The sequence below is a fragment of the Micromonospora echinofusca genome, assembly GCF_017614955.1.
In the GTDB taxonomy this organism is placed as follows: domain Bacteria; phylum Actinomycetota; class Actinomycetes; order Mycobacteriales; family Micromonosporaceae; genus Micromonospora; species Micromonospora echinofusca_A.
The window spans coordinates 1-22,210 of record NZ_WVUH01000037.1 but is presented as its reverse complement, the minus strand read 5'-3'; the positions used below and the strand labels follow the sequence as shown (position 1 = coordinate 22,210).

17 protein-coding genes and 1 pseudogene are annotated in these 22,210 nt (G+C 73.6%); 14 read left to right on the top strand and 4 right to left on the bottom strand.

Annotated elements, in window-relative coordinates; all coding sequences use genetic code 11:
* Window positions 1-356 precede the first annotated feature (356 nt).
* Complete coding sequence (locus GSF22_RS07260; protein WP_208812124.1) at window positions 357-1,940, bottom strand: acyl-CoA mutase large subunit family protein; 1,584 nt, start codon at window positions 1,938-1,940, stop codon at window positions 357-359.
* A gap of 228 nt (window positions 1,941-2,168) precedes the next feature.
* Between GSF22_RS07260 and GSF22_RS34530 the strand changes: the two genes are divergently transcribed.
* Window positions 2,169-4,568: a serine/threonine-protein kinase gene (locus GSF22_RS34530; RefSeq protein ID WP_307803809.1), complete on the top strand. Its 2,400-nt coding sequence runs from the start codon at window positions 2,169-2,171 to the stop codon at window positions 4,566-4,568.
* 56 nt (window positions 4,569-4,624) lie between these two features.
* A complete protein-coding gene (locus GSF22_RS07250; protein WP_208812123.1) occupies window positions 4,625-6,298 on the top strand; it encodes a phospho-sugar mutase in 1,674 nt (557 codons plus the stop codon).
* Window positions 6,299-6,377: 79 nt separating this feature from the next.
* Here the strand turns inward: GSF22_RS07250 and GSF22_RS07245 are convergent, their stop codons facing one another.
* A complete protein-coding gene (locus GSF22_RS07245; RefSeq protein ID WP_208812121.1) occupies window positions 6,378-7,055 on the bottom strand; it encodes a GOLPH3/VPS74 family protein in 678 nt (225 codons plus the stop codon).
* Window positions 7,056-7,204: 149 nt separating this feature from the next.
* Window positions 7,205-7,837 carry a uracil phosphoribosyltransferase gene (upp, locus tag GSF22_RS07240; protein WP_208812141.1) on the bottom strand — a complete coding sequence of 211 codons (633 nt, stop codon included), beginning with the start codon at window positions 7,835-7,837 and terminating at the stop codon, window positions 7,205-7,207.
* A gap of 62 nt (window positions 7,838-7,899) precedes the next feature.
* Here upp and deoC point away from each other — a divergent pair, with 62 nt between their 5' ends.
* The 10 genes from deoC (at window position 7,900) to GSF22_RS07190 (ending at window position 19,564) form a co-directional block, all read left to right on the top strand.
* Window positions 7,900-8,889, top strand: coding sequence for a deoxyribose-phosphate aldolase (gene deoC / locus GSF22_RS07235; protein ID WP_208812119.1), 990 nt, complete (start codon window positions 7,900-7,902; stop codon window positions 8,887-8,889).
* 3 nt (window positions 8,890-8,892) lie between these two features.
* Window positions 8,893-10,350, top strand: coding sequence for an aldehyde dehydrogenase family protein (locus GSF22_RS07230; RefSeq protein WP_208812117.1), 1,458 nt, complete (start codon window positions 8,893-8,895; stop codon window positions 10,348-10,350).
* The gene (locus GSF22_RS07225; RefSeq protein ID WP_208812115.1) at window positions 10,343-11,167 is read left to right on the top strand and encodes an aldehyde dehydrogenase family protein; all 825 of its coding nucleotides are present in this window, start codon (window positions 10,343-10,345) and stop codon (window positions 11,165-11,167) included. Before GSF22_RS07230 ends, GSF22_RS07225 begins: the two co-directional genes overlap by 8 nt.
* A gap of 171 nt (window positions 11,168-11,338) precedes the next feature.
* Window positions 11,339-11,779, top strand: coding sequence for a BlaI/MecI/CopY family transcriptional regulator (locus GSF22_RS07220; protein ID WP_307803806.1), 441 nt, complete (start codon window positions 11,339-11,341; stop codon window positions 11,777-11,779).
* 9 nt (window positions 11,780-11,788) lie between these two features.
* Window positions 11,789-12,694, top strand: coding sequence for a M56 family metallopeptidase (locus tag GSF22_RS07215; protein ID WP_208812114.1), 906 nt, complete (start codon window positions 11,789-11,791; stop codon window positions 12,692-12,694).
* A gap of 162 nt (window positions 12,695-12,856) precedes the next feature.
* A complete protein-coding gene (locus tag GSF22_RS07210; protein ID WP_208812112.1) occupies window positions 12,857-14,200 on the top strand; it encodes a cytochrome ubiquinol oxidase subunit I in 1,344 nt (447 codons plus the stop codon).
* Window positions 14,201-14,217: 17 nt separating this feature from the next.
* Window positions 14,218-15,225 (top strand): cytochrome d ubiquinol oxidase subunit II, encoded by a 1,008-nt coding sequence (locus GSF22_RS07205; RefSeq protein WP_208812110.1) that lies wholly within the window; start codon window positions 14,218-14,220, stop codon window positions 15,223-15,225.
* Window positions 15,222-16,937, top strand: coding sequence for a thiol reductant ABC exporter subunit CydD (gene cydD, locus GSF22_RS07200; protein WP_208812108.1), 1,716 nt, complete (start codon window positions 15,222-15,224; stop codon window positions 16,935-16,937). Before GSF22_RS07205 ends, cydD begins: the two co-directional genes overlap by 4 nt.
* Window positions 16,934-18,778 (top strand): thiol reductant ABC exporter subunit CydC, encoded by a 1,845-nt coding sequence (gene cydC, locus GSF22_RS07195; RefSeq protein ID WP_208812105.1) that lies wholly within the window; start codon window positions 16,934-16,936, stop codon window positions 18,776-18,778. Before cydD ends, cydC begins: the two co-directional genes overlap by 4 nt.
* A gap of 117 nt (window positions 18,779-18,895) precedes the next feature.
* On the top strand, window positions 18,896-19,564 hold the full coding sequence (locus GSF22_RS07190; RefSeq protein WP_208812103.1) for a permease prefix domain 1-containing protein: 669 nt from the start codon (window positions 18,896-18,898) through the stop codon (window positions 19,562-19,564).
* Between the two features lie 26 nt (window positions 19,565-19,590).
* Here the strand turns inward: GSF22_RS07190 and GSF22_RS07185 are convergent, their stop codons facing one another.
* On the bottom strand, window positions 19,591-19,932 hold the full coding sequence (locus tag GSF22_RS07185; protein WP_208812101.1) for a PadR family transcriptional regulator: 342 nt from the start codon (window positions 19,930-19,932) through the stop codon (window positions 19,591-19,593).
* Between the two features lie 171 nt (window positions 19,933-20,103).
* Between GSF22_RS07185 and GSF22_RS07180 the strand changes: the two genes are divergently transcribed.
* Both GSF22_RS07180 and GSF22_RS07175 read left to right on the top strand, forming a co-directional pair.
* Window positions 20,104-21,069, top strand: coding sequence for a DNA primase (locus GSF22_RS07180; protein ID WP_208812099.1), 966 nt, complete (start codon window positions 20,104-20,106; stop codon window positions 21,067-21,069).
* Window positions 21,070-21,084: 15 nt separating this feature from the next.
* Window positions 21,085-22,210 (top strand): annotated as a pseudogene (locus GSF22_RS07175) (transposase); the annotation flags it as partial.

Genomic DNA, 22,210 nt, shown 5'->3' with positions numbered 1-22,210 from the left:
GTCCGTCAACTGCGCGTACGCCGAGCAGTCCGGAGACTCCTCACCGTTACACACCGTTCCTTGCCCGGACCGCACAAAGCGTCCGTCAGGGCACCCCGGACCGATCGGCCGAACCGGCGCGACGATCAGGGCGACCCGCCCGCCGATCCGACGGAGCCGACCACCGCCCGGCCACCCACCGACCCGATCGACCACCACGCCCACCGGATCGACGCAGCACCCGCCGCTCCCGGTCGGCCACCGGATCGACGGCTACCGGATCGACCGCCTCCACTTACCCGGAAAGCCGCACGGCACACCCGCCCGACGGTCGGGCGGATGTGCCGTGTGACGGACCGCAGGCGTGCCGGTGATGATCAGAAGCGGTCGCTCGGCCGGTGGATACCCCACACCTCGCGCAGCGTCCCGCAGACCTCGCCCACCGTGGCCCGGGCCCGCAGCGCCTCCTTCATCGGGTAGAGCACGTTCTCGGTACCGGTGGCGGCGACCCGCAGCTCACCGAGCGCCCGCTCGACCGCACCCGCGTCCCGGGTACGCCGCAGCTCGGCCAGCCGCTCGGCCTGCGTCGCCTCGATCGTCGGGTCCACCCGGAGCGGCTCGTACGGCTCCTCCTCGTCGATCGCGAACCGGTTGAGCCCGACCACCACCCGCTCACCCGAGTCGATCTCCTGGGCGATCCGGTACGCCGACGTCTCGATCTCCCGCTTCTGGAAGCCCGCCTCGATCGCGTCGACCACCGAACCGTGCCCGAACACCCGCTCCATCAACTCGTCCACCGCCGCCTCGATCTCGGCGGTCATCGCCTCCACCACGTACGACCCGGCGAACGGGTCGACGGTGGCGGTCAGGTCGGTCTCGTACGCCAGCACCTGCTGGGTACGCAGGGCCAGCCGGGCCGCCTTCTCGGTGGGCAGCGCGATCGCCTCGTCGAAGCTGTTGGTGTGCAGCGACTGGGTGCCACCGAGCACCGCGCCCAGCCCCTGGATCGCCACCCGGACCAGGTTGACCTCGGGCTGCTGGGCGGTGAGCTGTACCCCGGCGGTCTGGGTGTGGAACCGCAGCATCAGCGACTTCGGGTTCTGCGCCCCGAACTCGTCCCGCATCAGCCGGGCCCAGATCCGCCGGGCGGCCCGGAACTTGGCCACCTCCTCCAGCAGGGTGGTCCGGGCCACGAAGAAGAACGACAACCGGGGCGCGAAGTCGTCCACGGCCAGCCCGGCGGCGAGCGCCGCCCGGACGTACTCGACCCCGTTGGCCAGGGTGAAGGCGATCTCCTGCACGGGCGAGGCACCCGCCTCGGCCATGTGGTACCCGGAGATGGAGATGGTGTTCCACTTCGGCACCTCCTTGCGGCAGTAGCCGAACGTGTCGGCGACCAACCGCAGCGAGGGCTTCGGCGGGAAGATGTACGTCCCCCGGGCGATGTACTCCTTGAGGATGTCGTTCTGGATGGTGCCGTTCAGCGCCCCGCCGGAGACCCCGTTCTCCTCGGCGACGAGCTGGTAGAGCAGGAGCAGCACCGAGCCGGGGGCGTTGATGGTCATCGACGTGGAGACCTTGTCCAGCGGGATGCCGTCGAAGAGCAGCCGCATGTCCTCGATCGAGTCGATCGCCACCCCGACCTTGCCGACCTCACCGTGCGCGATCGGGTCGTCCGAGTCGTACCCCATCTGGGTGGGCAGGTCGAAGGCGACCGAGAGGCCCATCGTGCCGGCCCGCAACAACTGGTGGTAGCGGGCGTTGGACTCGGTGGCGGTGCCGAAGCCGGCGTACTGCCGCATGGTCCACGGCCGGGAGGTGTACATGGTGGGGTAGACCCCACGGACGTACGGGTACTCCCCCGGCGCGCCGGTACGGGCGTCGAGATCGCCCGGCAGGTCCGCCGCCGTGTAGACGTCCTTGATCGGGAAACCGGACTCGCTCGACCGCCGTTCACTCATCCCCGGATGGTAGGACGCGACGCCTCCTGGCAGGAGATCCGCCCGGGGCCGTACAGTGAGGGATTCCGCACAGCCGGTCCGATCGGCTGGACCGAGGGTGAACCTCCGGACACTGATCGTCAACCTTCCGGAAAGCACCGTCGGGTCGGGTTTCGCATCGGCTGTCGCAACCCGCAAGATAGGGGGGTTGTGTCCCAGCCCCCCTCGATTTCCCCCGGTGGCTTTTCTGTGACTCAAATCCCGACGTGGAGCGGCGGACCGGTCAACACCCCCACTGGACGTGCCGCCCCCGGCACAACCATTGGCGGGCGCTATTCCCTGCGGTCAGCGGTCGGAAACGGTGGCATGGGCACAGTGTGGCGTGCCACCGACACCCTGCTGCGCCGCGAGGTCGCGGTGAAGGAGGTGGTCCTGCCCCCGGGCCTGGCCCCGAGCGACCGCGACGCGATGTACGAACGGACCCTGCGGGAGGCCCGGGCCGCCGCCGCGCTCCAGCACCCGGCGGTGGTGCAGGTCTACGACGTGGTGACCGAGGGCGGTCGGCCCTGGATCGTGATGGAGTTGCTGGACGCCCGCAGCCTTGCCGACATGGTGATCGAGGACGGGCCGCTCGCCCCCCGGGCGGTCGCCAAGATCGGCATCGCGCTGCTCGGCGCCCTGGAGGTGGCCCACGCCCACGGGGTGCTGCACCGCGACGTCAAGCCGGCCAACGTGCTCATCTGCTCCGACGGCCGGTGCGTGCTGACCGACTTCGGGGTGGCCCGGATGCCCACCGACGTGCAGCTCACCACGCCCGGCATGGTGCTCGGCTCGCCGCACTTCATCTCCCCGGAGCGGGCGATGGGCCAGGACTTCGGCCCGCCGAGCGACTTCTTCTCCCTCGGGGTGACCCTCTACACGGCGGTCGAGGGTCGGCCGCCGTTCGACCGGGGCGACCCGATCGAGACCATGCACGCGGTGGTCGAGGACCCGCCCGCCACACCGACCCGGTGCGGCCCGCTGACCGGGGTGCTGATGGGCCTGCTGGAGAAGGACCCGGCCCGCCGGCTCGACGTGCACGCCTCCCGGGCGATGCTGCGCGAACTGCTGGCCGGGCCGCTGGCCAGCAAGGCGCCGGCCAACCTGGTCACCGACCCGTACGCGGTGGTGCCGGTGCCCCGGGTGGCCTACCAGCCGGCCACGCCGGTCGCGGAGGAGCCGAAGCCCAAGCCCAGCGGCCAGATCGGCGGCCGGGCGATGATCGGCGCCGGCGAGTCGCTCACCGACCGGCTGGCTGCCCTCCGTCGGGGTGAGCGACCGGCCCAGCCGGAGGCCACGGCCCGGCCCGAGGCGGCCCTCGACGAGACCAACCCGAGCGGGCCGCCCCCCGCCCTGGACGTGCCGACCGGCGCGATGGCGCCGCCGCCCAGGCCGGGTGCCGGCAAGCCGACGACCGACGCCGGGAAGGCGGGGCAGGCCGCCGAGCCGGCTCCCGACAGTGACGCCACCCAACAGGTCAGCGGCGCGGAGCCGACCCAGCGGATCGGCGGAGCCGAACCGACCCCGCAGGTCGGCGGCGCGGAGCCGACGCAGCGCATCGGCGGAGCCGAACCGACCCAGCGCATCGGCCGGCAGGGCGCCGCCGGGCAGTTCGGCGGGGCAGCGGGCGGCCCGTTCGGCACGACCGCCCCGGGCGGCGCGGCCACCGGCCAGCCGGCCGGCCCCGCCCCGGTCGCGGCGGCCTTCGGTGGCGCCCCGGCCGGCCCGGCCCCGGTGGGCCCGTCGTTCGGCGGTCCGGCAGGTGGTTCGGCGTTCGGCGGTACGGCAGGTGGCTCGGCGTTCGGCGGTACGGCCGGCGGTACGGCCGGCGGTACGCCGTTCGGCGGTACGCCGGGCGGACCCTCTGCCGGCGGCACCTACGGCACGCCCGCCGGCAGCCAGTGGACCGTGCCGGGTACCGGCCAGCCGTGGACCACCCCGGGCGGCACCGACGGTGGCACCGACCCGGCAGCAGGTAAGCCGTCCGGGGTGAAACGCCTGATCGGTACCGTGCAGGGCTGGCCCCGCAAGGTCCAGCTCGCCGCCGCCGGTGGTGTCGTCGTACTGCTGCTGATCGGGATCTTCGCGCTCTCCGGCGGCTCGGACGACCCACCGCCGACCCCGCAGGCCGGCCCGCCGACCGCGACCGCCCCGGCGGCCACCGCCCCGGAGATGCAGCAGCACTCGGCGCGGGGCATCTCGATGCTGGTACCGAAGGGCTGGAAGCGGGCCACCGGCGGGTCGTACACCGACTACATCGACCCGGCGGACCCCGGCCGCAAGGTCCGCATCATCACCGAGGACTTCAGCACCACGTCCACCCGCTGGGCCGAGGTGGCCGAGGAGGGGCTCCAGAAGCGGAGCACCTCCTGCGTCAAGCCGTACAAGCAGCTCGCGATGAACGAGGTGGAACTGGCCGGCAAGCCGGCCGCCGAGTTCGAGTACAACTGCGGCGAGGGCGACGCCATGCGGCACGGCGTGTGGCGCGGCGTGGTCACCGGCGGCAAGGCGTACTCGTTCTACCTGACCTCGACCGAGGCGAAGTTCGCCGAAAGCAAGCCGATCTTCGACGAGATGGTGAAGTCGTTCCAGTTGACCTCGGCGAACTGACCGCCCCGAGGGGGAAGCGGGGACAGTGGTGATCCGCCGCCGTGCTATCAAGGGGCATGGCGGCGGAGACCACTGACAACGATGTCGACAACCTGCGGGACCGGGCCCAGCGCTGGCTCGACGACGATCCCGACCCGGTCACCCGGGACGAGCTGCGCGAACTGATCGACCGGCTGCCCGGCAGCGCGGCCGAGCTGACCGACCGGTTCGCCGGCCCGCTGACCTTCGGCACCGCCGGGCTACGCGGCCCGCTGCGCGCCGGCCCCAACGGAATGAACCTCGCGGTGGTCACCCAGGCCGCCGCCGGGCTGGTCGCCTGGCTCGCCGGCCGCGACGCGACCGGCCCGCTGGTGATCGGGTACGACGCCCGGCACGGTTCGAAGGCGTTCGCCGAGCGCACCGCCGAGGTGGCCACCGGCGCCGGCCGGGCCGCGCTGCTGCTGCCCGGCCCGCTGCCCACCCCGGTGCTGGCGTACGCGGTGCGCAAACTCGGTGCCGCCGCCGGGGTGATGGTGACCGCCAGTCACAACCCGCCCCAGGACAACGGCTACAAGGTGTACCTCGGTGCCGAACTGGGTGGCCCGGCCGGTGCCGGCGCCCAGATCGTCCCCCCGGTCGACGCGGAGATCGAGGCGGCCATCCGGGCGGTCGGCAAGCTGGCCGGGGTGCCCCTCGGTGCGCCCGGTGAGGTGCTCGGCGACGACCTGGCCGCCTCCTACGTGGCGTCGGCCGCCGCAGTCGTCGCACCGGACGGCCCCCGGTCGCTGAAGGTGGCGTACACCCCGCTGCACGGGGTCGGTGCGGCGGTGCTGACCGCCGCGTTCGTCCGGGCCGGTTTCGGGGTGCCCGGGGTGGTCGCCCGGCAGGCCGACCCGGACCCGGCGTTCCCCACCGTCAGCTTCCCCAACCCGGAGGAGCCGGGGGCGGTGGACCTGCTGGTGGCGCTCGCCGACAGCATCGGCGCCGACCTGGCGGTCGCCAACGACCCGGACGCCGACCGGTGCGCGGTGGTGGTCCGGGACGCGGTACGCGGCTGGCGGATGCTGCACGGTGACGAGGTCGGTGCACTCCTCGCCGACCACCTGATGCGCCGGGGCGTGCAGGGGCGGTACGCCACCACGATCGTCTCGTCGTCGCTGCTGCGCTCGATGTGCGCGGCCCGGGGCATGGACTACGCCGAGACGCTGACCGGGTTCAAGTGGATCGTGCGGGCCGGCGGGGACGACGGTGGACTGGTCTACGGCTACGAGGAGGCGCTCGGCTACTGCGTCGCCCCGGACCACGTACGCGACAAGGACGGCATCACCGCCGCGCTGACCGTCGCCGAGCTGGCCGCCGGGCTCAAGGCGCAGGGGCGTACCCTCACCGACCGGCTCGACGAGCTGGCCGCCGAGTTCGGCGTGCACCTGACCGACCAGTACGCGGTCCGGGTCACCGACCTGCGCGAGATCGCCGCCGCGATGGCCCGGGTACGCGCCGACACCCCGGCGACCCTGCTCGGGGTGGCGGTCACCGGGGTGCAGGACCTGCTCCCCGAGGCGGACGTGCTGATCCTGCGTACCGACACGGCCCGGGTGGTGATCCGCCCCTCCGGTACCGAGCCGAAGCTCAAGGCGTACCTGGAGGTGGTGGAGCCGGTGCCGGACGGCGACGTCGCCGCCGCGCGGGCCCGGGCCGCCGACGCGGTCGCCGCGCTCCGCACCGAGGTCGCCGCCGCCCTCGGCATGTGAGGTGCAAGGAAGGGCCCCTTCCTATCGTTTTCGGTATAGGAAGGGGCCCTTGTTAACAACCGGGGGCCGGGAGGGCTGGCTAGGCGCGGGGGCCGAGCGCGGCGTTGATGGCCTGGCCGAGCGCGGCGATCACCAGCGCCACCGAGGGGCGGACCACCGACTCCTCCAGGCTGACCGTGCCGGAGAACCCGGCACCGCCGGCGATCTCGTCCAACCGGCGGTGCGCGTCGACGGCCGCCGCGCCGTCCAACCCGAGCGCGGGTTCCATCCGGGACGCGGCGACCAGGGTGGCCAGCGCGGCGGTCCGCTCGTCCGGTACGTCGTCGCTGGTCAGGGCGGTGGCGAGCCGACGCCGGGCGTCCGCCTCCACGGTGCCGTCGACCGCCGGGTACCGGTGGACGTGGATGAAACCCAGCTCGGTCTCGTCGACGTCGCGGACCACCCCCCGGTCGCACAGGTCACCGAGGATCGCGTCGCGCAGGCCGTGCCGCAGCCGCTGGACCCAGGAGGCCGGGCTGTGCGGGGTGTCCGCCGCCATCCGGCTGAGCACCCCGTCCAGGATCGGCTCGCCGGTCGGGGTGGGATCGGCGACCACGAGCGTGCCGTCGGCGTACGCGACCCGACCGGCCAGGGCCAGTTCCACCAGCACCGCAGCGGCCATCCCGAGATCCAGACCGATCCGCGAGGTGGTCGCCTTACCTGTCTCGTCGTCGTACGCGAGCAGCAGCAGCTCCTCGGCGAGCGCAACACCTGTCATGGCCCGGAACGGTAGCGGTTGGAAGCACGGCGCGCACCAGTCTCCCGGGCACTGCACCCCATGCTCCCCCCGACGGGTCAGCAGCGCGGCAGGCCGACGGGTCAGCAGCGCGGCAGGCCGACGGGTCAGAAGCGCGGCAGGCCGACGGGTCAGAAGCGCGGCATACCGCCGAACTGCCGGTCCCCGGCGTCGCCGAGCCCCGGCACGATGAACATCCGGTCGTTGAGCCCCTCGTCGATCGAGGCGGTGACCAGGCGCAACGGCAGGCCGGACCGTTCCAGGCGCTCGATGCCGACCGGCGCGGCGAGGACGCAGAGCACGGTGATGTCGGTGCAGCCGCGCTCGGCGAGCAGTCGGCAGCAGTGCTCCAGCGAGCCGCCGGTGGCGAGCATCGGGTCGAGCACCAGCACCGGGCGGCCGGCGAGGTCGCGGGGCAGCGACTCCATGTAGGCGCGCGGCTCGTAGGTCTCCTCGTCGCGGGCCAGGCCGACGAAGCCCATCGAGGACTCGGGGAGCAGCCCGAGCGCGGCGTCGGCCATGCCCAGGCCGGCCCGGAGGACCGGGACGAGCAGCGGCGGGTTGGCCAGCCGGGTGCCCTCGGTCGCGGTCACCGGGGTCTGCACCGGGTACCGCTCGATCGGGAAGGACCGCGCCGCCTCGTACACCAGCATGGTGGTGAGTTCGTGCAGCGACGCCCGGAATGTCGCGGAATCGGTGCGCTCGTCCCGCATGGCGGTCAGTCGCGCCTGGGCAAGCGGATGGTCAACAACGAGTACGTCCACGAAAGCCCAACCTACGTCGGTGATCAAGATCACGTCGCGCCGGGGTGCGTAGACTGCCTGGCATGACGGCGACAACGACGTCGGACCGGTCCGACCTGTCCGAGCTTGGGCGATCCGAGGCCACCCTGCGGGCCTTCCTGCACGGGCTGCCCGGGGTCGACCAGGTCGGCGCTGAACAGCGGGCGGCCCAGCTCGGCACCCGTTCCATCAAGACCACCGCCAAGGCGTGGGCGATCGACCTGGCCATCCGGATGGTCGACCTGACCACCCTGGAGGGCGCGGACACCCCCGGCAAGGTGCGGGCCCTGTCGGCCAAGGCGCTCCGCCCGGACCCGGCCGACCCGTCCTGCCCGCACGTCGGCGCGGTCTGCGTCTACCCGTCGATGGTCCCGTACGCCGCCGAGGTGCTGCGCGGGTCCACGGTGCACCTGGCCAGCGTGGCCACCGCGTTCCCGTCCGGGCAGGCCCCGCTCGCGGTGAAGACCGCCGACACCCGGGCGGCGGTGGCCGCCGGCGCCGACGAGATCGACATGGTGATCAGCCGGGGCGCCTTCCTCGCCGGCCGGTACAAAGAGGTCTTCGACGAGATCGTCGAGGTCAAGGCGGCCTGTGACGGTGCCGCCGCTGGTCTGCCGGGCAGCCCACGAGCCCACCTCAAGGTGATCCTGGAGACCGGCGAGCTGGCCACCTACGACAACGTGCGCCGCGCGTCCTGGCTGGCCATGCTGGCCGGCGCCGACTTCATCAAGACCTCCACCGGCAAGGTCCCGGTGGCCGCCACCCCACCGGTGACGCTGGTGATGCTGGAGGCGGTGCGGGACTTCCGCGACACCACCGGACGGCAGGTCGGCGTGAAGCCGGCCGGCGGCATCCGGACCACCAAGGACGCCATCAAGTACCTGGTCATGGTCAACGAGACCGTCGGACCGGACTGGCTCGACCCGGACTGGTTCCGGTTCGGCGCCTCCACCCTCCTCAACGACCTGCTGATGCAGCGCACCAAGCTGACGACCGGCACGTACTCCGGCCCCGACTACTTCACCCTGGACTGACGAATGTTCGAATACGCGCCCGCTCCCGAGTCCCGCTCGGTGGTGGAGATCAGGTCGTCGTACGGGCTCTTCATCAACGGCGAGTTCGTCGACCCGGGGGACGGCGGCACCTTCAAGTCGATCAACCCGGCCTCCGAGGAGGTCCTCGCCGAGATCGCCGAGGCCGGCCCGGCCGACGTGGACCGTGCGGTCCGCGCCGCCCGCACGGCGTACGAGCAGGTCTGGGGTCCGATGCCGGGCCGGGACCGGGCGAAGTACCTCTACCGGATCGCCCGGATCATCCAGGAACGCTCCCGGGAACTGGCCGTGCTGGAGTCGCTGGACAACGGCAAGCCGATCAAGGAGTCCCGGGACGTCGACCTGCCGCTGGTCGCCGCCCACTTCTTCTACTACGCCGGTTGGGCCGACAAGCTGCCGTACGCCGGGTTCGGCCAGCGGCCGACGAGCGGGCACAGCGGCGCCGACCCACGGCCGCTCGGGATGGCCGCCCAGGTCATCCCGTGGAACTTCCCGCTGCTGATGCTCGCCTGGAAGATCGCGCCGGCGCTGGCGGCCGGGAACACCGTGGTGCTCAAGCCGGCGGAGACCACCCCGCTGACCGCGCTGCTGTTCGCCGAGATCTGCCAGCAGGCCGACCTGCCGCCCGGCGTGGTGAACATCGTCACCGGCGCCGGGGAGACCGGCCGGGCCCTGGTCGAACACGACGGGGTGGACAAGGTCGCCTTCACCGGCTCGACCGAGGTCGGCCGGGCCATCGCCCGCGCGGTGGCCGGTACCCGCAAGAAGCTCACCCTGGAGCTGGGCGGCAAGGCGGCGAACATCGTCTTCGACGACGCCCCGGTCGACCAGGCGGTCGAGGGGATCGTCAACGGGATCTTCTTCAACCAGGGGCACGTCTGCTGCGCCGGCTCCCGGCTGCTCATCCAGGAGTCGGTGTACGAGCCGGTGCTGGCGTCGCTGAAGCGCCGGATGGCCCAGCTCCGGGTCGGTGACCCGCTGGACAAGAACACCGACATCGGGGCGATCAACTCGGCCGCCCAGCTCGACCGGATCCGGGAACTGTCCGAGGTCGGCGCGGCCGAGGGCGCCGAACGCTGGTCGCCGGAGTGCACCCTGCCGGAGCGGGGCTTCTGGTTCGCCCCGACCATCTTCACCGGGGTCACCCAGGCCCACCGGATCGCCCGGGAGGAGATCTTCGGGCCGGTGCTGTCGGTGCTGACCTTCCGTACCCCCGCCGAGGCGGTGGAGAAGGCCAACAACACCCCGTACGGGTTGTCGGCCGGGATCTGGACCGAGAAGGGTTCCCGGATCCTCTGGATGGCCGACCGGCTGCGCGCCGGGGTGGTCTGGGCGAACACGTTCAACAAGTTCGACCCGACCTCGCCGTTCGGCGGTTACAAGGAGTCGGGCTACGGCCGCGAGGGCGGCCGGCACGGGCTGGAGGCCTACCTCAATGTCTGAGCGGGTCGCGGTACGCAAGACGTACAAGCTCTTCATCGGCGGGAAGTTCCCCCGCAGCGAGTCGGGACGGTCGTATCTCGTGGAGCAGACGAACGTGGCGCTGGCCTCCCGCAAGGACGCCCGGGACGCGGTGGTCGCGGCCCGCGCGGCGGTCAAGGGGTGGTCCGGGGCGACCGCGTACAACCGGGGTCAGATCCTCTACCGGGTCGCCGAGATGCTGGAGGGCCGGCGCGACCAGTTCACCGCGCTCGGGGTACCGGCCGACGAGGTGGACGCGGCGATCGACCGCTGGGTCTGGTACGCCGGCTGGTCCGACAAGCTCGCCCAGGTGTACGGCGGCGCGAACCCGGTCGCCGGCCCGTACTTCAACCTCTCCGCACCGGAGCCGACCGGGGTCGTCGCCGTGGTCGCGCCCGCCGACTCGGCCCTGCTGGGCCTGGTCAGCGTGGTCGCCCCGGCCATCGTCAGCGGTAACACCGTGGTCGTCCTGGCCGCCGAGGAGCGGCCGTTGGCGGCGATCACCCTGGCCGAGGTGCTGGCCACCAGCGACCTGCCGGGCGGGGTGGTCAACCTGCTCACCGGCCGGGCCGCCGAGGTCGCGCCGTGGCTGGCGAGCCACGCCGACGTCAACGCCCTGGACCTGACCGGGGTCACCGACGCCGACCTGGCGAAGTCCCTGGAGGAGGCCGCCGCCGGCACGCTGAAGCGGGTACTGCGCCCGCCGGCCGGGCCGGTCGACTGGACCGCCGATCCCGGTACCGGCCGGATGACCGCCCTGCTGGAGACGAAGACCGTCTGGCACCCCAAGGGCAGCTGACCCACCCGTACGCGTCACCCCGCCGCCCGGATCTCGCCTCCCACCCCACCCTTTCGGCGTTGATCATGAAGTTGTTGTCACGACACGCCGAGCCAGGTGGCAACAACTTCATGATCAACCCGGACGGGGTGGGGGCGTCGGTCGATCTACTACACCCGGTAGGCTTGGCGTGTGACGCGACTCGGTGACCTCGAACGTGCGGTGATGGACGTGCTGTGGGACCGCAACCCCGGCCCGTCCGGCGGCGTGACCGTACGCGAGGTCGCCGACGCCCTGGACGGGCGCGAGCTGGCGTACACCACCGTGATGACCGTGCTGGACCGGCTCGCCGGCAAGGGGATGGTGCAGCGGGAACGCGAGGGTCGGGCCTGGAGCTACCGGCCGACCGCCACCCGTGAGGCGCACATCGCCCAGCTCATGCTCGACGCCCTCGATCTCGGTGGCAGCCGGGACGCGGCCCTGGTCCGCTTCGCCCGCTCGGTGAGCGGTACCGAGGCGGAGGTACTGCGGGCGGCGCTGGCCACCGAGGCGGCCGGCGGCGCCGGGAAGGCGACCACCGAGGCAGTGGCCGGCGCCGGAAAACCGGCCGCCGACGAGGTAGCGGAGCGGTAGGGCCGAGCCGTGGCGTACGCCCTGCACTTCGCCGCGACGATGCTGGCCTGCTGGCTGACGGCCCAGGTGCTCAGCCGGTCGACCTGGCCCTGGCGCAGTCCCCGGGTGGCGATCGTCTGCTGGCAGGCGGTCGGCCTGGCCCTCGGCCTCTCCGCGATCGGCCTGCCGATGGCGCTCGGCCTGGCGGCCTACGACCGGCCGACCGGCAGCGCCCTGCTCGCGTTGGTACGCGACCTGCTCCGGGACACCCTGCCGACCGGGATCGGGGTCGTCCAGCTCGGGCTGGTGGGCGTGGGCGTCGGCATCGCTGCGGTGCTGCTCACCACGACCTTCCGCAGCATCCTCGGCACGGTCCGCGCGCAGCGTCGGCACCGGGACCTGCTGACCCTGGTCGCCCGGGACGACCCGGCCGCACCGGGCGCGCTGGTCCTGGACCATCCGGGGGCTGCGGCGTACTGCCTGCCCGGGGTACGCCCCCAGGTGGTGGTCAGCGCCGGGACGCTCGACCTGCTGAGCCGGGCCGAGTTGGCGGCGGTACTCAGCCACGAGCGGGCGCACGCCGACGAACGGCACGATCTGGTGCTGCTGCCGTTCACCGCGCTGCGCCGGGCCCTACCGTGGTTCGGCTGGGTGCACGCGGCGCACGAGCGGGTGGCGCTGCTGGTGGAGATGCGGGCCGACGACAAGGCGCGCGAGCTGCACGCCGAGGCGCCGCTGGCCGGGGCGTTGCGCCGGTTCGCCGCCGCCGGGCACCGGATCACCCCGGCCGGGGCGCTCGGCCTCGGTGACACCGACATCGACGTACGGGTGCAGCGGCTGGTGCTGCCCGGACGCCCGCCCCGCCTGCTCGGTGCCACCGCCCTGGGGGTGGCGACCCTGCTGGTCGCCCTGCCGGTCTCGCTTTTCCTGAGCTGACCACGGCGCGCCGCCGCCGATCACCCCGGATTTCCGGTCCTCCTGATCTGATCCAGCGCCGGCTCGGCCGGCAGCAGGTCGTCGCCACCGCAGGACCATATAGGTAGCGTGGCTACGTGTAGGCTCGCTATGACAAGGAAGCCAACTCTTGAGAGGACGGCTGTGGACCCCCTCCTCCTCGCACGCCTCCAGTTCGCCACCACCACCTCGATCCACTTCCTGTTCGTACTGGTCACCCTCGGTCTGGTCACCCTGCTGCTCTATCTCCAGACCGCCTGGACGATCACCCGGAAACCGGCCTACGAACGGCTGACCCGGTTCTGGGGCACCCTCTACGTGATCAACTACGTGCTCGGCATCGCGTCCGGCATCCTGATGGAGTTCCAGTTCGGGCTGAACTGGAGCGGCCTGTCGCGGTACGTCGGCAACGTCTTCGGCGCCCCGCTGGCCATGGAGACCCTGGTCGCCTTCTTCCTGGAGTCGACCTTCCTCGGCATGTGGATCTTCGGTTGGCACCGGCTGCGCCGGGGCGTCCACCTGGCCCTGCTCTGGGGCGTGGCGCTGACCGCGTACGCCTCCGCCTTCTGGGTGCTGGTGGCGAACTCGTGGTTGCAGAACCCGGTCGGTTACGAGGTACGCGACGGGATCGCCCACCTGACCGACTTCTCCGCGCTGCTGACCAACCCCACCCTCGGCATGGCCCTCGGTCACGTCCTCGCCGCCGCGCTGCTCACCGGCGGCATGCTGATGGCCGGGATCAGCTCCTGGCACCTGATCCGGCGTACCCCGGACTTCGCACTGTTCCGCACGTCGCTGCGGATCGGGCTGGTCGCCGCCACCGGGGCGGTGATCCTGGTACAGGGCTTCGGCTTCGCCCAGTTCGGCGCGGTCGGCCCGGTCCAGCCCACCAAGTACGGCAGCGAGGCCGCGAAGGACGCCGCCGTCGCCGACTGGACCGCCCGGTTCGGCCCCGGCGACTACACCCCACCGGTACTCGCCAACGGCGGCCTCGGCTTCATGATCCTCATCGGCCTGGGGCTCGGCCTGCTGGTGTTCCTGGTGCCGCTGCTGTACCGGGACTGGCTGATCCGGCTGCGCTTCCCGCTCTACGTGCTGCTGCTGGCCGTACCGCTGCCGTTCGTCGCGTCGATCCTCGGCTGGCTGGCCCGCGAGGTCGGCCGCCAGCCCTGGATGGCGTACGGCCTGCTCCCGGTGGAGCGGGCGGTCTCCGGCGTCGGCGGCGGGGTGATGCTCGTCTCCTTCCTCGGCTTCAGCCTGCTGCTCGGCGCACTCACGGTCGCCAACTGGACGCTGATCGCCCGGCACGCCGCCCGGGGCGCCCTCGACCCGGCCCTGGGCCGGCCACCCGGCGCCGGCCCGGCCGGACCGGACGACGACCTGCCCGACGACGCGTTCGACGACGCGTTCGGCAACGCGTTCGGCAACGTGTCCGGCACCCCCACCGACCAGCCCGACCGCAGCCGGTACACGCCGGCCCCGGCCTGAACCGGCAGGAGACCGACGTGGAACTGTTCTGGTACGCCGTCCTCGGCGCGTTCTTCGCCGCCTACCTGGTGCTCGCCGGCTACGACTACGGGGTCGGGCTGCTGCTCACCCGGGCCACCGGTGCGGCCGGGCGGCGCCGGGCCCTCAACGCGGTCGGCCCGTTCTTCCTCGGCAACGAGGTCTGGCTGGTCGCCGCCGCCGGCATCCTGTTCGGCGCGTTCCCGATGCTCGAAGGGGAACTGCTCTCCGGCCTCTACCCGGCCGTGGCGACCGCCCTCGCCGGGGTGATGACCGTCACCGCCTCGGTGCAGCTCCGCAGCCGGGCGACCGGTCGACCGGGGCGGCAGCGGTGGGACCGGCTGGTCACCGCCGGCAGCGTACTGGCCGCCTTCGGCTGGGGCGCGGTGCTCGCCGGGCTGCTCCAGGGCGTACCGCTGGACACCGACGGGCACGTCGCCGGGGTCGGTCACCTGCTCACCCCGTTCGTCGCCGCGACCGGGCTCACCCTGGTCACCCTGGTCGCGGTGCACGGTGCCACGTTCCTCGCGCTCCGACTGCCGGTCGGCGCCGCGCCGGCCGCCGGCCGGACCGCCCGCCGGCTGGTACCGGTGGCGGTCACCATGGTGGCCACCACCACCGTCGTGGGCCTGCTCACCGGGCCGGTACGCGCCAACGCCCACCAGCCGGCTGCCGCCGTACTCCTGCCGGTGCTGCTGGTCACGGCGCTGGTGGTGGCCCGCGTCGCGCTCACCCGGCGGCGGCCCGGGGTGGCGTTCGCGGCCACCGCGACGGCGCTCGCCCTGCCGGTCCTGCTGATCGCCGCGACCATCTGGCCGTACGCGCTGATCTCCACGGCCGATCCGGCGGCGAGCCTGACCGTGGCCGACGCGGCGGCCAGCCCGCCCACCCTGCGGCTGCTGGGCTGGCTGGCGGCACCGCTCCTGCCGGCCCTACTAGGCTTCCAGACGATGTGCTGGTGGATGTTCCGCGGACGGATCGACGGCAGGGCCCCGGTGTACTGGTGAACCGCCGCCCCTTCGACCCGCGTCTGCTGCGCCGGGTCCCCGCGACCCGGCGCCAGCTCGCCGTGCTCGGCGGACTCGGCGTGCTCACCGCGATCCTGGTCGTCGGCCAGGCGACCGCGCTGGCCGCGCTGCTGGCCACGGCGGCCGACGGTCGGCTGGACCGGGTGGCGCTGGTCGGGTTCGTGGTCGCCGTCGCCGGCCGGGCGGCGGTGGTCTGGGGGCAGGGCGTGGTGGCGGCCCGCACGGCGGCCACGGTCAAGGCGGCGCTCCGGGCCGACCTGCTCGCCGCCGTCGGGCAGCGCGGACCGGGCTGGCTGGCCGGGCAGCAGACCGGCCGGCTGGCCACCCTCGCCGGGCGCGGGTTGGACGCCCTGGACGCCTACTTCACCGGGTACCTGCCACAGCTGGTGCTCAGCGTGACCGTGCCGGTGGCGGTCCTGGCCCGGCTGGTCTTCGCGGACTGGTCGTCCGCGCTGATCATCGCGGTGACCCTGCCGCTGATCCCGGTCTTCGGGGCCCTGCTCGGCTGGCAGGCGCAGGCCGCCACCGAACGGCAGTGGCGCCGGTTGGCCCGGCTCGGCGGGCACTTCCTCGACATGGTCGCCGGGCTGCCCACCCTGCGGCTGTTCGGCCGGGCCGACGCCCAGGTCGACGTGGTCCGCCGGATGGCCGACGGGCACCGGGTCGCGACCATGCGCACGCTGCGGATCGCGTTCCTCTCCGCGCTGGTCCTGGAACTGGTCGCCACCCTGTCGGTGGCCCTGGTGGCGGTGCCGGTCGGCATCCGGCTGCTCGGTGGCGGGCTGACCCTCTCCACCGCGCTGCTGATCCTGCTGCTCACCCCGGAGGCGTACCTCCCCCTGCGGGCCGCCGGCAGCCGGTTCCACGCCAGCATGGAGGGACTGACCGCGCTCGACGAGGCGCTGAGCATCGAAACCGACGTGCAGGGAAGGGCCCCTTCCACGACAGAAAACGACAGGAAGGGCCCCCTGTCAACACCTGTCCCGGACGGCTCGACACCTGTCCCGGACGGCCCGGGTGAGATCCGCTTCGAGTCCGTCACCGTGGCGTACGACCGGACCACCGCGCTACGGGACGTCACACTGACCATCCGCCCCGGCGAGCGGATCGCCGTGGTCGGGCCGAGCGGGGCCGGCAAGAGCACCCTGCTCAACCTGCTCCTCGGCTTCGTCACCCCGACCGAGGGCCGGATCACGGTGGACGGGGTCGACCTGGCCGCCGTGGACCTCGACGGCTGGCGGCGCCGGGTCGCCTGGGTACCGCAGCGGGCGCACCTCTTCGCCGCCTCGGTCGCCGACAACGTCCGGCTCGGCGCCCCCGAGGCGACCCCGGAGGCGGTCGACGCCGCGCTGCGGGCCGCCGCGCTGGACGAGGTGGTCGCCGCGCTGCCCGACGGGGTCGACACCGGGCTGGGCGAGCGCGGGTACGGACTGTCCAGTGGGCAACGGCAGCGGATCGCGCTGGCCCGGGCGTTCCTCCGGGACGCCGACCTCATCCTGCTCGACGAACCCACCGCCCGGCTCGACGCGGCCAGCGAGGCCGCCGTACTGGACGCGACCCGCCGGCTGGTGGCCGGCCGTACCGCCCTGCTGGTGGCACACCGGCCGGCGCTGTTGGAGGCCGCCGACCGGGTACTGCGGGTGGACGACGGCCGGGTGACCGAGCTGACCCGGCCGGAGCCGGTGGCATGAGCGGGGGCATCGGGGTGGAGCGGGTCGGGCAGCAACCGGGACGCGGCGGCAGGCGTCTCGCTGCGGAGCGGACCGTACTCCGGCTGGCCCGGCCCTATCTCGGTCGGCTGGTCGGCGCCGGGCTGCTCGCCGCCGCCACCGAACTGGCCGGGCTGGCGCTGATGGCCACCGCCACCTGGTTGCTGGTCAGTGCCGCCGGCCGACCTCCGCTGGACACCCTGACCGTGGCGATCGTCGCGGTCCGGGCGCTCGCGATCAGCCGGGGCGTACTGCGCTACACCGAACGGCTCGCCGGGCACGACGCGGTCCTGCGGATCGTCACCGACCTGCGGACCCGGGTCTTCGCCAGCCTCGCCGCCCGGCCGCCGGCCGCCACCGACCGGTCCGGGGACGCGCTGAGCCGGCTGGTCTCGGACGTCGAGGCCGGGCAGGACCTGCTGCTCCGGGTGGTCGTACCGGGGGCCGCCGCCGCAGTGGTGGGCGTGCTCGCGGTGGCCGGCACGGCGCTGGTCTCCCCGGTGGCGGCGCTGGTGCTCGCCGCCGGGCTGCTGCTGGCCGGACTGGTACTGCCGGTGGTGGCGACCGCGCTGAGCCGTCGTACCGCCGCCCAGCTCGCGCCGCTGCGCGGTGCGCTCGCCGTGGACACCGTCGACCTCACCCAGGGGGCCGCCGACCTGGCCGCCTTCGGGGCCCAGCCGGCAGCGCTGCGCCGGGCGGAGGAACGGGCCGGACGACTGGCCCGGCTGGAACGACGGCTGGCGCTCACCGGCTTCGCCGTGGACGGTGCCGGGGTACTGCTCGCCGGGGTGACCGCAGCCGGGGTGGTGGCCGTCGCACTCGGTGCGGACGTCGGCGGGGTACTGGTGGGGGTACTCGCGGTCGGCAGCCTGGCCGCCGTGGAGATGACCCTGGCCCTGGTCGGCGCGGCACGCCAGTGGATCCAGCTGCGGGCCGGACTGGTTCGGGTCGCCGAACTGCTCGACACCGCCCCGGCAGCCGGACCGCCGTCTACGGGCACGGCAGCCGGACCAGCAGCGGCCCCGGCAGCCGGGCCGGTGACGGGCGAACAGGTACCGGACGAGCGGCACTGGGTGCTCGACGAGGTCGTGGTCCGCTACCGGGAGGGCGGCCCGGCCGCCCTGGACGGGGTCAGCCTGGACCTGCCCCCGGGCAGCCGGGTCGCGGTGGTGGGTACCAGTGGTGCCGGCAAGAGCACCCTGCTCGGCGTGCTGACCGGCGCGGTCCGTCCGACCGCCGGACGGGTCACCGTGGACGGGGTCGACCCGACGGACCTGCCGCCGGGACAGCTGCCCCGGGCGGTGGGCGGCCTGCTCGCCGACGCGCACGTCTTCCACGCGTCGGTACGGGAGAACCTGCTGCTCGGCCGGTCGGACGCGGACCCGGACGACCTCGACCGGGCGGTCACGGCGGCCGGCCTGCACGACTGGGTACGCCAGCAGCCGGCAGGCTGGGACACGATGGTCGGTGAGGAGGGCGGGCAGCTCTCCGGCGGCCAGCGGCAGCGGCTGGCCCTGGCCCGGGCGCTGCTCGCCGCACCGGCCCTGGTGCTGCTCGACGAACCCACCGAAGGGCTGGACCCGGCCGCCGCCGACGCGGTGCTCGCCTCCGCGCTCGCCGCCGTACCGGCCCGGCACTCGGTGCTGCTGGTCACCCACCGGCTGCCCGGGCTGGCCGGCTTCGACGAGATCCTGGTGCTGGACAGCGGCCGGGTGGTCCAGCGGGGTCGGCACGTCGACCTGGTCGCGGCCCCCGGCTGGTACCGGGACCAGTGGCGGCTGCAGAAGGTGGCCGAGCGGGGCTACACCTCGCTGACCGCCTGACCGGCCTGCGCGCCGGCTGCCGGGCGTACCCCGGGTGTCACCCTGACCCGCATCTCCGGGACGGACCAGGGTCGCCCCGGACCGCAGCGGGTGCTCCGGCGTGACAGGCTCGCGCCCATGGGGGCGACATCCAGCATCGTGGACGAGTACGTGCGCACGTTCGACCGGCGGCTGCGCGGTCCGGCCCGGCTCCGGCGCGACCTGGTGCACGAGGTCCGGGACAGCCTGGCCGACGCGGTCGAGGCGTACACGCTGGCCGGGATGGACGGACCGGCGGCGCAGCACCGGGCGGTGGCCGAGTTCGGGGATCCGGCCGAACTGGTACCGGCGTACCAGCGTGAGCTGGCCGCCGCGGCGCTGCGGGCCCTCGCGGTGCGGGTGGTGGCGGTGGCCGGGGTGCTCACCGTCGCCGGTGATCTCACCTGGCGCGGGTCGAGCTGGAGTGACGGTCCCCGCCCGCCCGCCGGATACGTCCTGCTCTCTGCCACGCTGAACTGGCTCTGGGTGGGTGCCGCCCTGCTCGCGGTGGCCGGCTGGGCGCTGCTCCGCTGGAACGCCCGGCGGGGTGGTACGGCCCCGGTCGGCGCGGTCCGGTCGCTCGGGTGCGGCCTGACCGGGACGCTGCTGCTGGCCGCCGGGGCGGGCGCCGGCCTCTACGTCTGGTCGCTGGGCCTGTGGGAGGCGGCGCTGACCTGGCCGCCGATGATCGTGGGGCTGTTCGTGGTCGGTACCGGATACGTCTGGCTGGGGCGGGCGGCCCACACCTGGCTGGCGACGACCCGCTGACCGGCCGGGGAACGCCCGGACCCGGATCAGGCCGGCGCGGTGGGGGTACCGCCGGGGTCGAGGAACCGGCCGATGGTCGAGCGGAACTCGTGCCAGCCGGCCCGCTCGGCGGCCAGCGCCTGCCGGCCCGACCCGGTGAGCTGGTAGGTGCGCCGTTCCCGACCGCCGACCGTGCTCCACGAGCTGTCCACGTACCCGGCGCGCTCCAGCCGACGCAGCGCCGGGTAGACCGTGCCGGTGGGCAGGTCGAGGCTGCCGCCACTGCGTGCGCGCAGCGCCTCGATGATCGCGTACCCGTGCAGGGCGCCGCCCTCCAGCACGGCGAGCAGCAGCGCGTCGAGGTGTCCGTGCAGCGCCTGCGCCTTCATAGGTAGAGAGGCTACTAATAGTTCGGCGGTTCGCCAACCGGCCCCCGCCATTCGGACCGGTGGGGTGCGGCCTTCGGGACCGTGAGCCCGACCACTAGGGTATGTGCGCAGAGTCACTCGACCGGCAGGATTACCGGCGAGTACGCAACCTGAGTCCACACGGAGGTCAGCGTGGCCCGCCAGTCGTCCCCACGACCCGACGCCGACGAGCCCGAGCTCGACGAGGCCGCCGGGTCGCACGACCCCGACGAGCGCGACGACGAGACTGCGACGGCCGGTACCGCCGACCGCGGGCTCTGGGAAGAGCTGCGTATCGATCCCGTCGAGATCGCGCTGCCCGCCGGGAGCGGCTTCACGCTCCGGGCGTACCGGCCGGCCCGCGAGGTGACCCCGACCGAGGTGGGCGAGCGCGACCAGGACGACCCGTTCCTGGCCCGCAGCCGCGCGGTGACCGAGGACGAGAACGACGAGACGGTCGTCATCCTCGACGAGGAGTTCGCCGAGCAGCTCGCCGAGGCCGAGGAGGAGGAAGCCGCAGCCGCGAAGACCCGGGACCGCAAGGGCCGGGCCGATGACGACGCCGCTGACGACGCCGACGACGAGGCGGACGACGACACCGACGAGGACACCGACGGGTCGGACGACGGCGACGAGGAGGTACCGGTCTTCCTCACCCACCAGGGCCGGCTGCTGCTCTTCAAGAGCCCCGAGGCGCTGGTCAGCTTCGTCCGGTCGGGTGCCGCGAACGACCTCACCCAGCTCGACACCTGGGACGCGCTGGTCGAGCGGATCAGCCCGGCGGACATCGCCCCGCTCGACGAGGACACCTACGAACTCGACCTCGTGGTGGAGAACCTGCGGGGCGGGCACGACACCTGGGACCCGGCCCTGCTCATCGAGGCCGGCGAGGTGGCGCGGGACCTGGCGTACGCGCTGCGCCTGCCGGCCGTCCTGGACATGCTCTCCAGCGGGTCCAGCCTGGACGATCTGGACGAGGCCCTGCGCACCACGGTCAACGGCGGGCTCGGTGCGATCTTCGCCCGACGCCGGCTGAAGAAGATCGGGGCCCAGACCGCGAGTCTCGGTTGGCGCACCATTGTCGGCAAGATCTCTGCGGTCGTGGACTGGCGCGACTGACGCCTACCAGGGAGCATCAGACTCTGGTATAGAACCCGACCCCGGTCCCGGGAGGAGGACGACGCCGTGGCGCTCGTGCGCGTGTACTGCGGCCTGGCCTCGGCGGATTCAGCCGCCGGGCCGGCTTCGGCCGGCCCGACACTGACGTCCGCTGTGGTCGACGACGCAGGCCGGCTCCTGCACGTCTGCGAGATCAGCGACGACCCCGCCGGGTACGCCCGGCTCGGGGCGCTGCTGGTGGAGCGGTCCGGCGGGCCGAGTGGCGCGGCGATCGCCGCCGACAGCGACGACCACATGGTCACCTCGCTGTTGAGCGCGGCCGGCCGTCCACTCGCGATCGCCGACGACGACTCGGTCGACGACTTCGCCGAGCGGTTCGCCGACGACGAGTCGCTGGAGGAGATGCAGTCCCCGCCGGCCGAGCGGCGCGCCGTCGGCCTGGCCCGGGCCCTGCAGGCCGGTGCGCTCTCCGCGGTGACCCTGCCGGCCCCCCGTGACCTGGCCGGTTACAAGCCGGTCCTCGCCGCCCACGCGGCCCTGGCCAGCGGCCGGCACTCGGCTGCCGTGGCCCTGCGGGAGGTGCTCCGCGAGTTGTACCCGGCTGCCCTGCGGGCCTACCCGGACCCGGCCGAGCCGGTCTCCCTGGCCGTGCTGGACGCGCTGCCCGAACCGGGGATGCTGGGTGGCACCACCGCCCGTGGGCAGGACATCTCGGTCGCGGCCGAGGCCATCGCCGCCCACCTGGCGGCGGACGGCGTCGCTGACGCCGAGACGATCAGCGACGCGGTGACCGCCCTGCGGGTCGCCATCTCCGAGACCCCCCGACGGGCCACCGTCAACCGTGCCCTCACCTCGGCCGTGGCCGAGACCGTCCGGCAGGCGGTGGCCGCCGTCCGGGCCTGTGACGCGGGTTGCGACGCCCTCGTCGCCACCCTCTCCGCGCGGGTGACCACGCCACCGGCGCTCCCCGCCCGGCGGGCGGTACGCCAGACCCCGTCGGCGCTGCCGGTCGCTCCCGGTACCGGTGGGCACGGCCGGCGGTCCGCCGAGCCCGAGCCGCTCCAGGGTGGCCGGCGCAGTCGCCCCGAGCCGGCACCCGGCGGCAGCCTGCCGACCCGTCCGCGTCCGCTGGCTCCCCCGC

Bases quoted from the DNA above. Each gene is read 5' to 3' on its own strand.
- GSF22_RS07245 (WP_208812121.1), bottom strand. From the start codon at position 7,055: ATGACAGGTGTTGCGCTCGCCGAGGAGCTGCTGCTGCTCGCGTACGAC.
- GSF22_RS07250 (WP_208812123.1), top strand. From the start codon at position 4,625: ATGGCGGCGGAGACCACTGACAACGATGTCGACAACCTGCGGGACCGG.
- deoC (WP_208812119.1), top strand. From the start codon at position 7,900: ATGACGGCGACAACGACGTCGGACCGGTCCGACCTGTCCGAGCTTGGG.
- GSF22_RS07190 (WP_208812103.1), top strand. From the start codon at position 18,896: ATGGGGGCGACATCCAGCATCGTGGACGAGTACGTGCGCACGTTCGAC.
- GSF22_RS07260 (WP_208812124.1), bottom strand. From the start codon at position 1,940: ATGAGTGAACGGCGGTCGAGCGAGTCCGGTTTCCCGATCAAGGACGTC.
- GSF22_RS07230 (WP_208812117.1), top strand. From the start codon at position 8,893: ATGTTCGAATACGCGCCCGCTCCCGAGTCCCGCTCGGTGGTGGAGATC.
- GSF22_RS07185 (WP_208812101.1), bottom strand. From the start codon at position 19,932: ATGAAGGCGCAGGCGCTGCACGGACACCTCGACGCGCTGCTGCTCGCC.
- cydC (WP_208812105.1), top strand. From the start codon at position 16,934: ATGAGCGGGGGCATCGGGGTGGAGCGGGTCGGGCAGCAACCGGGACGC.
- GSF22_RS07225 (WP_208812115.1), top strand. From the start codon at position 10,343: ATGTCTGAGCGGGTCGCGGTACGCAAGACGTACAAGCTCTTCATCGGC.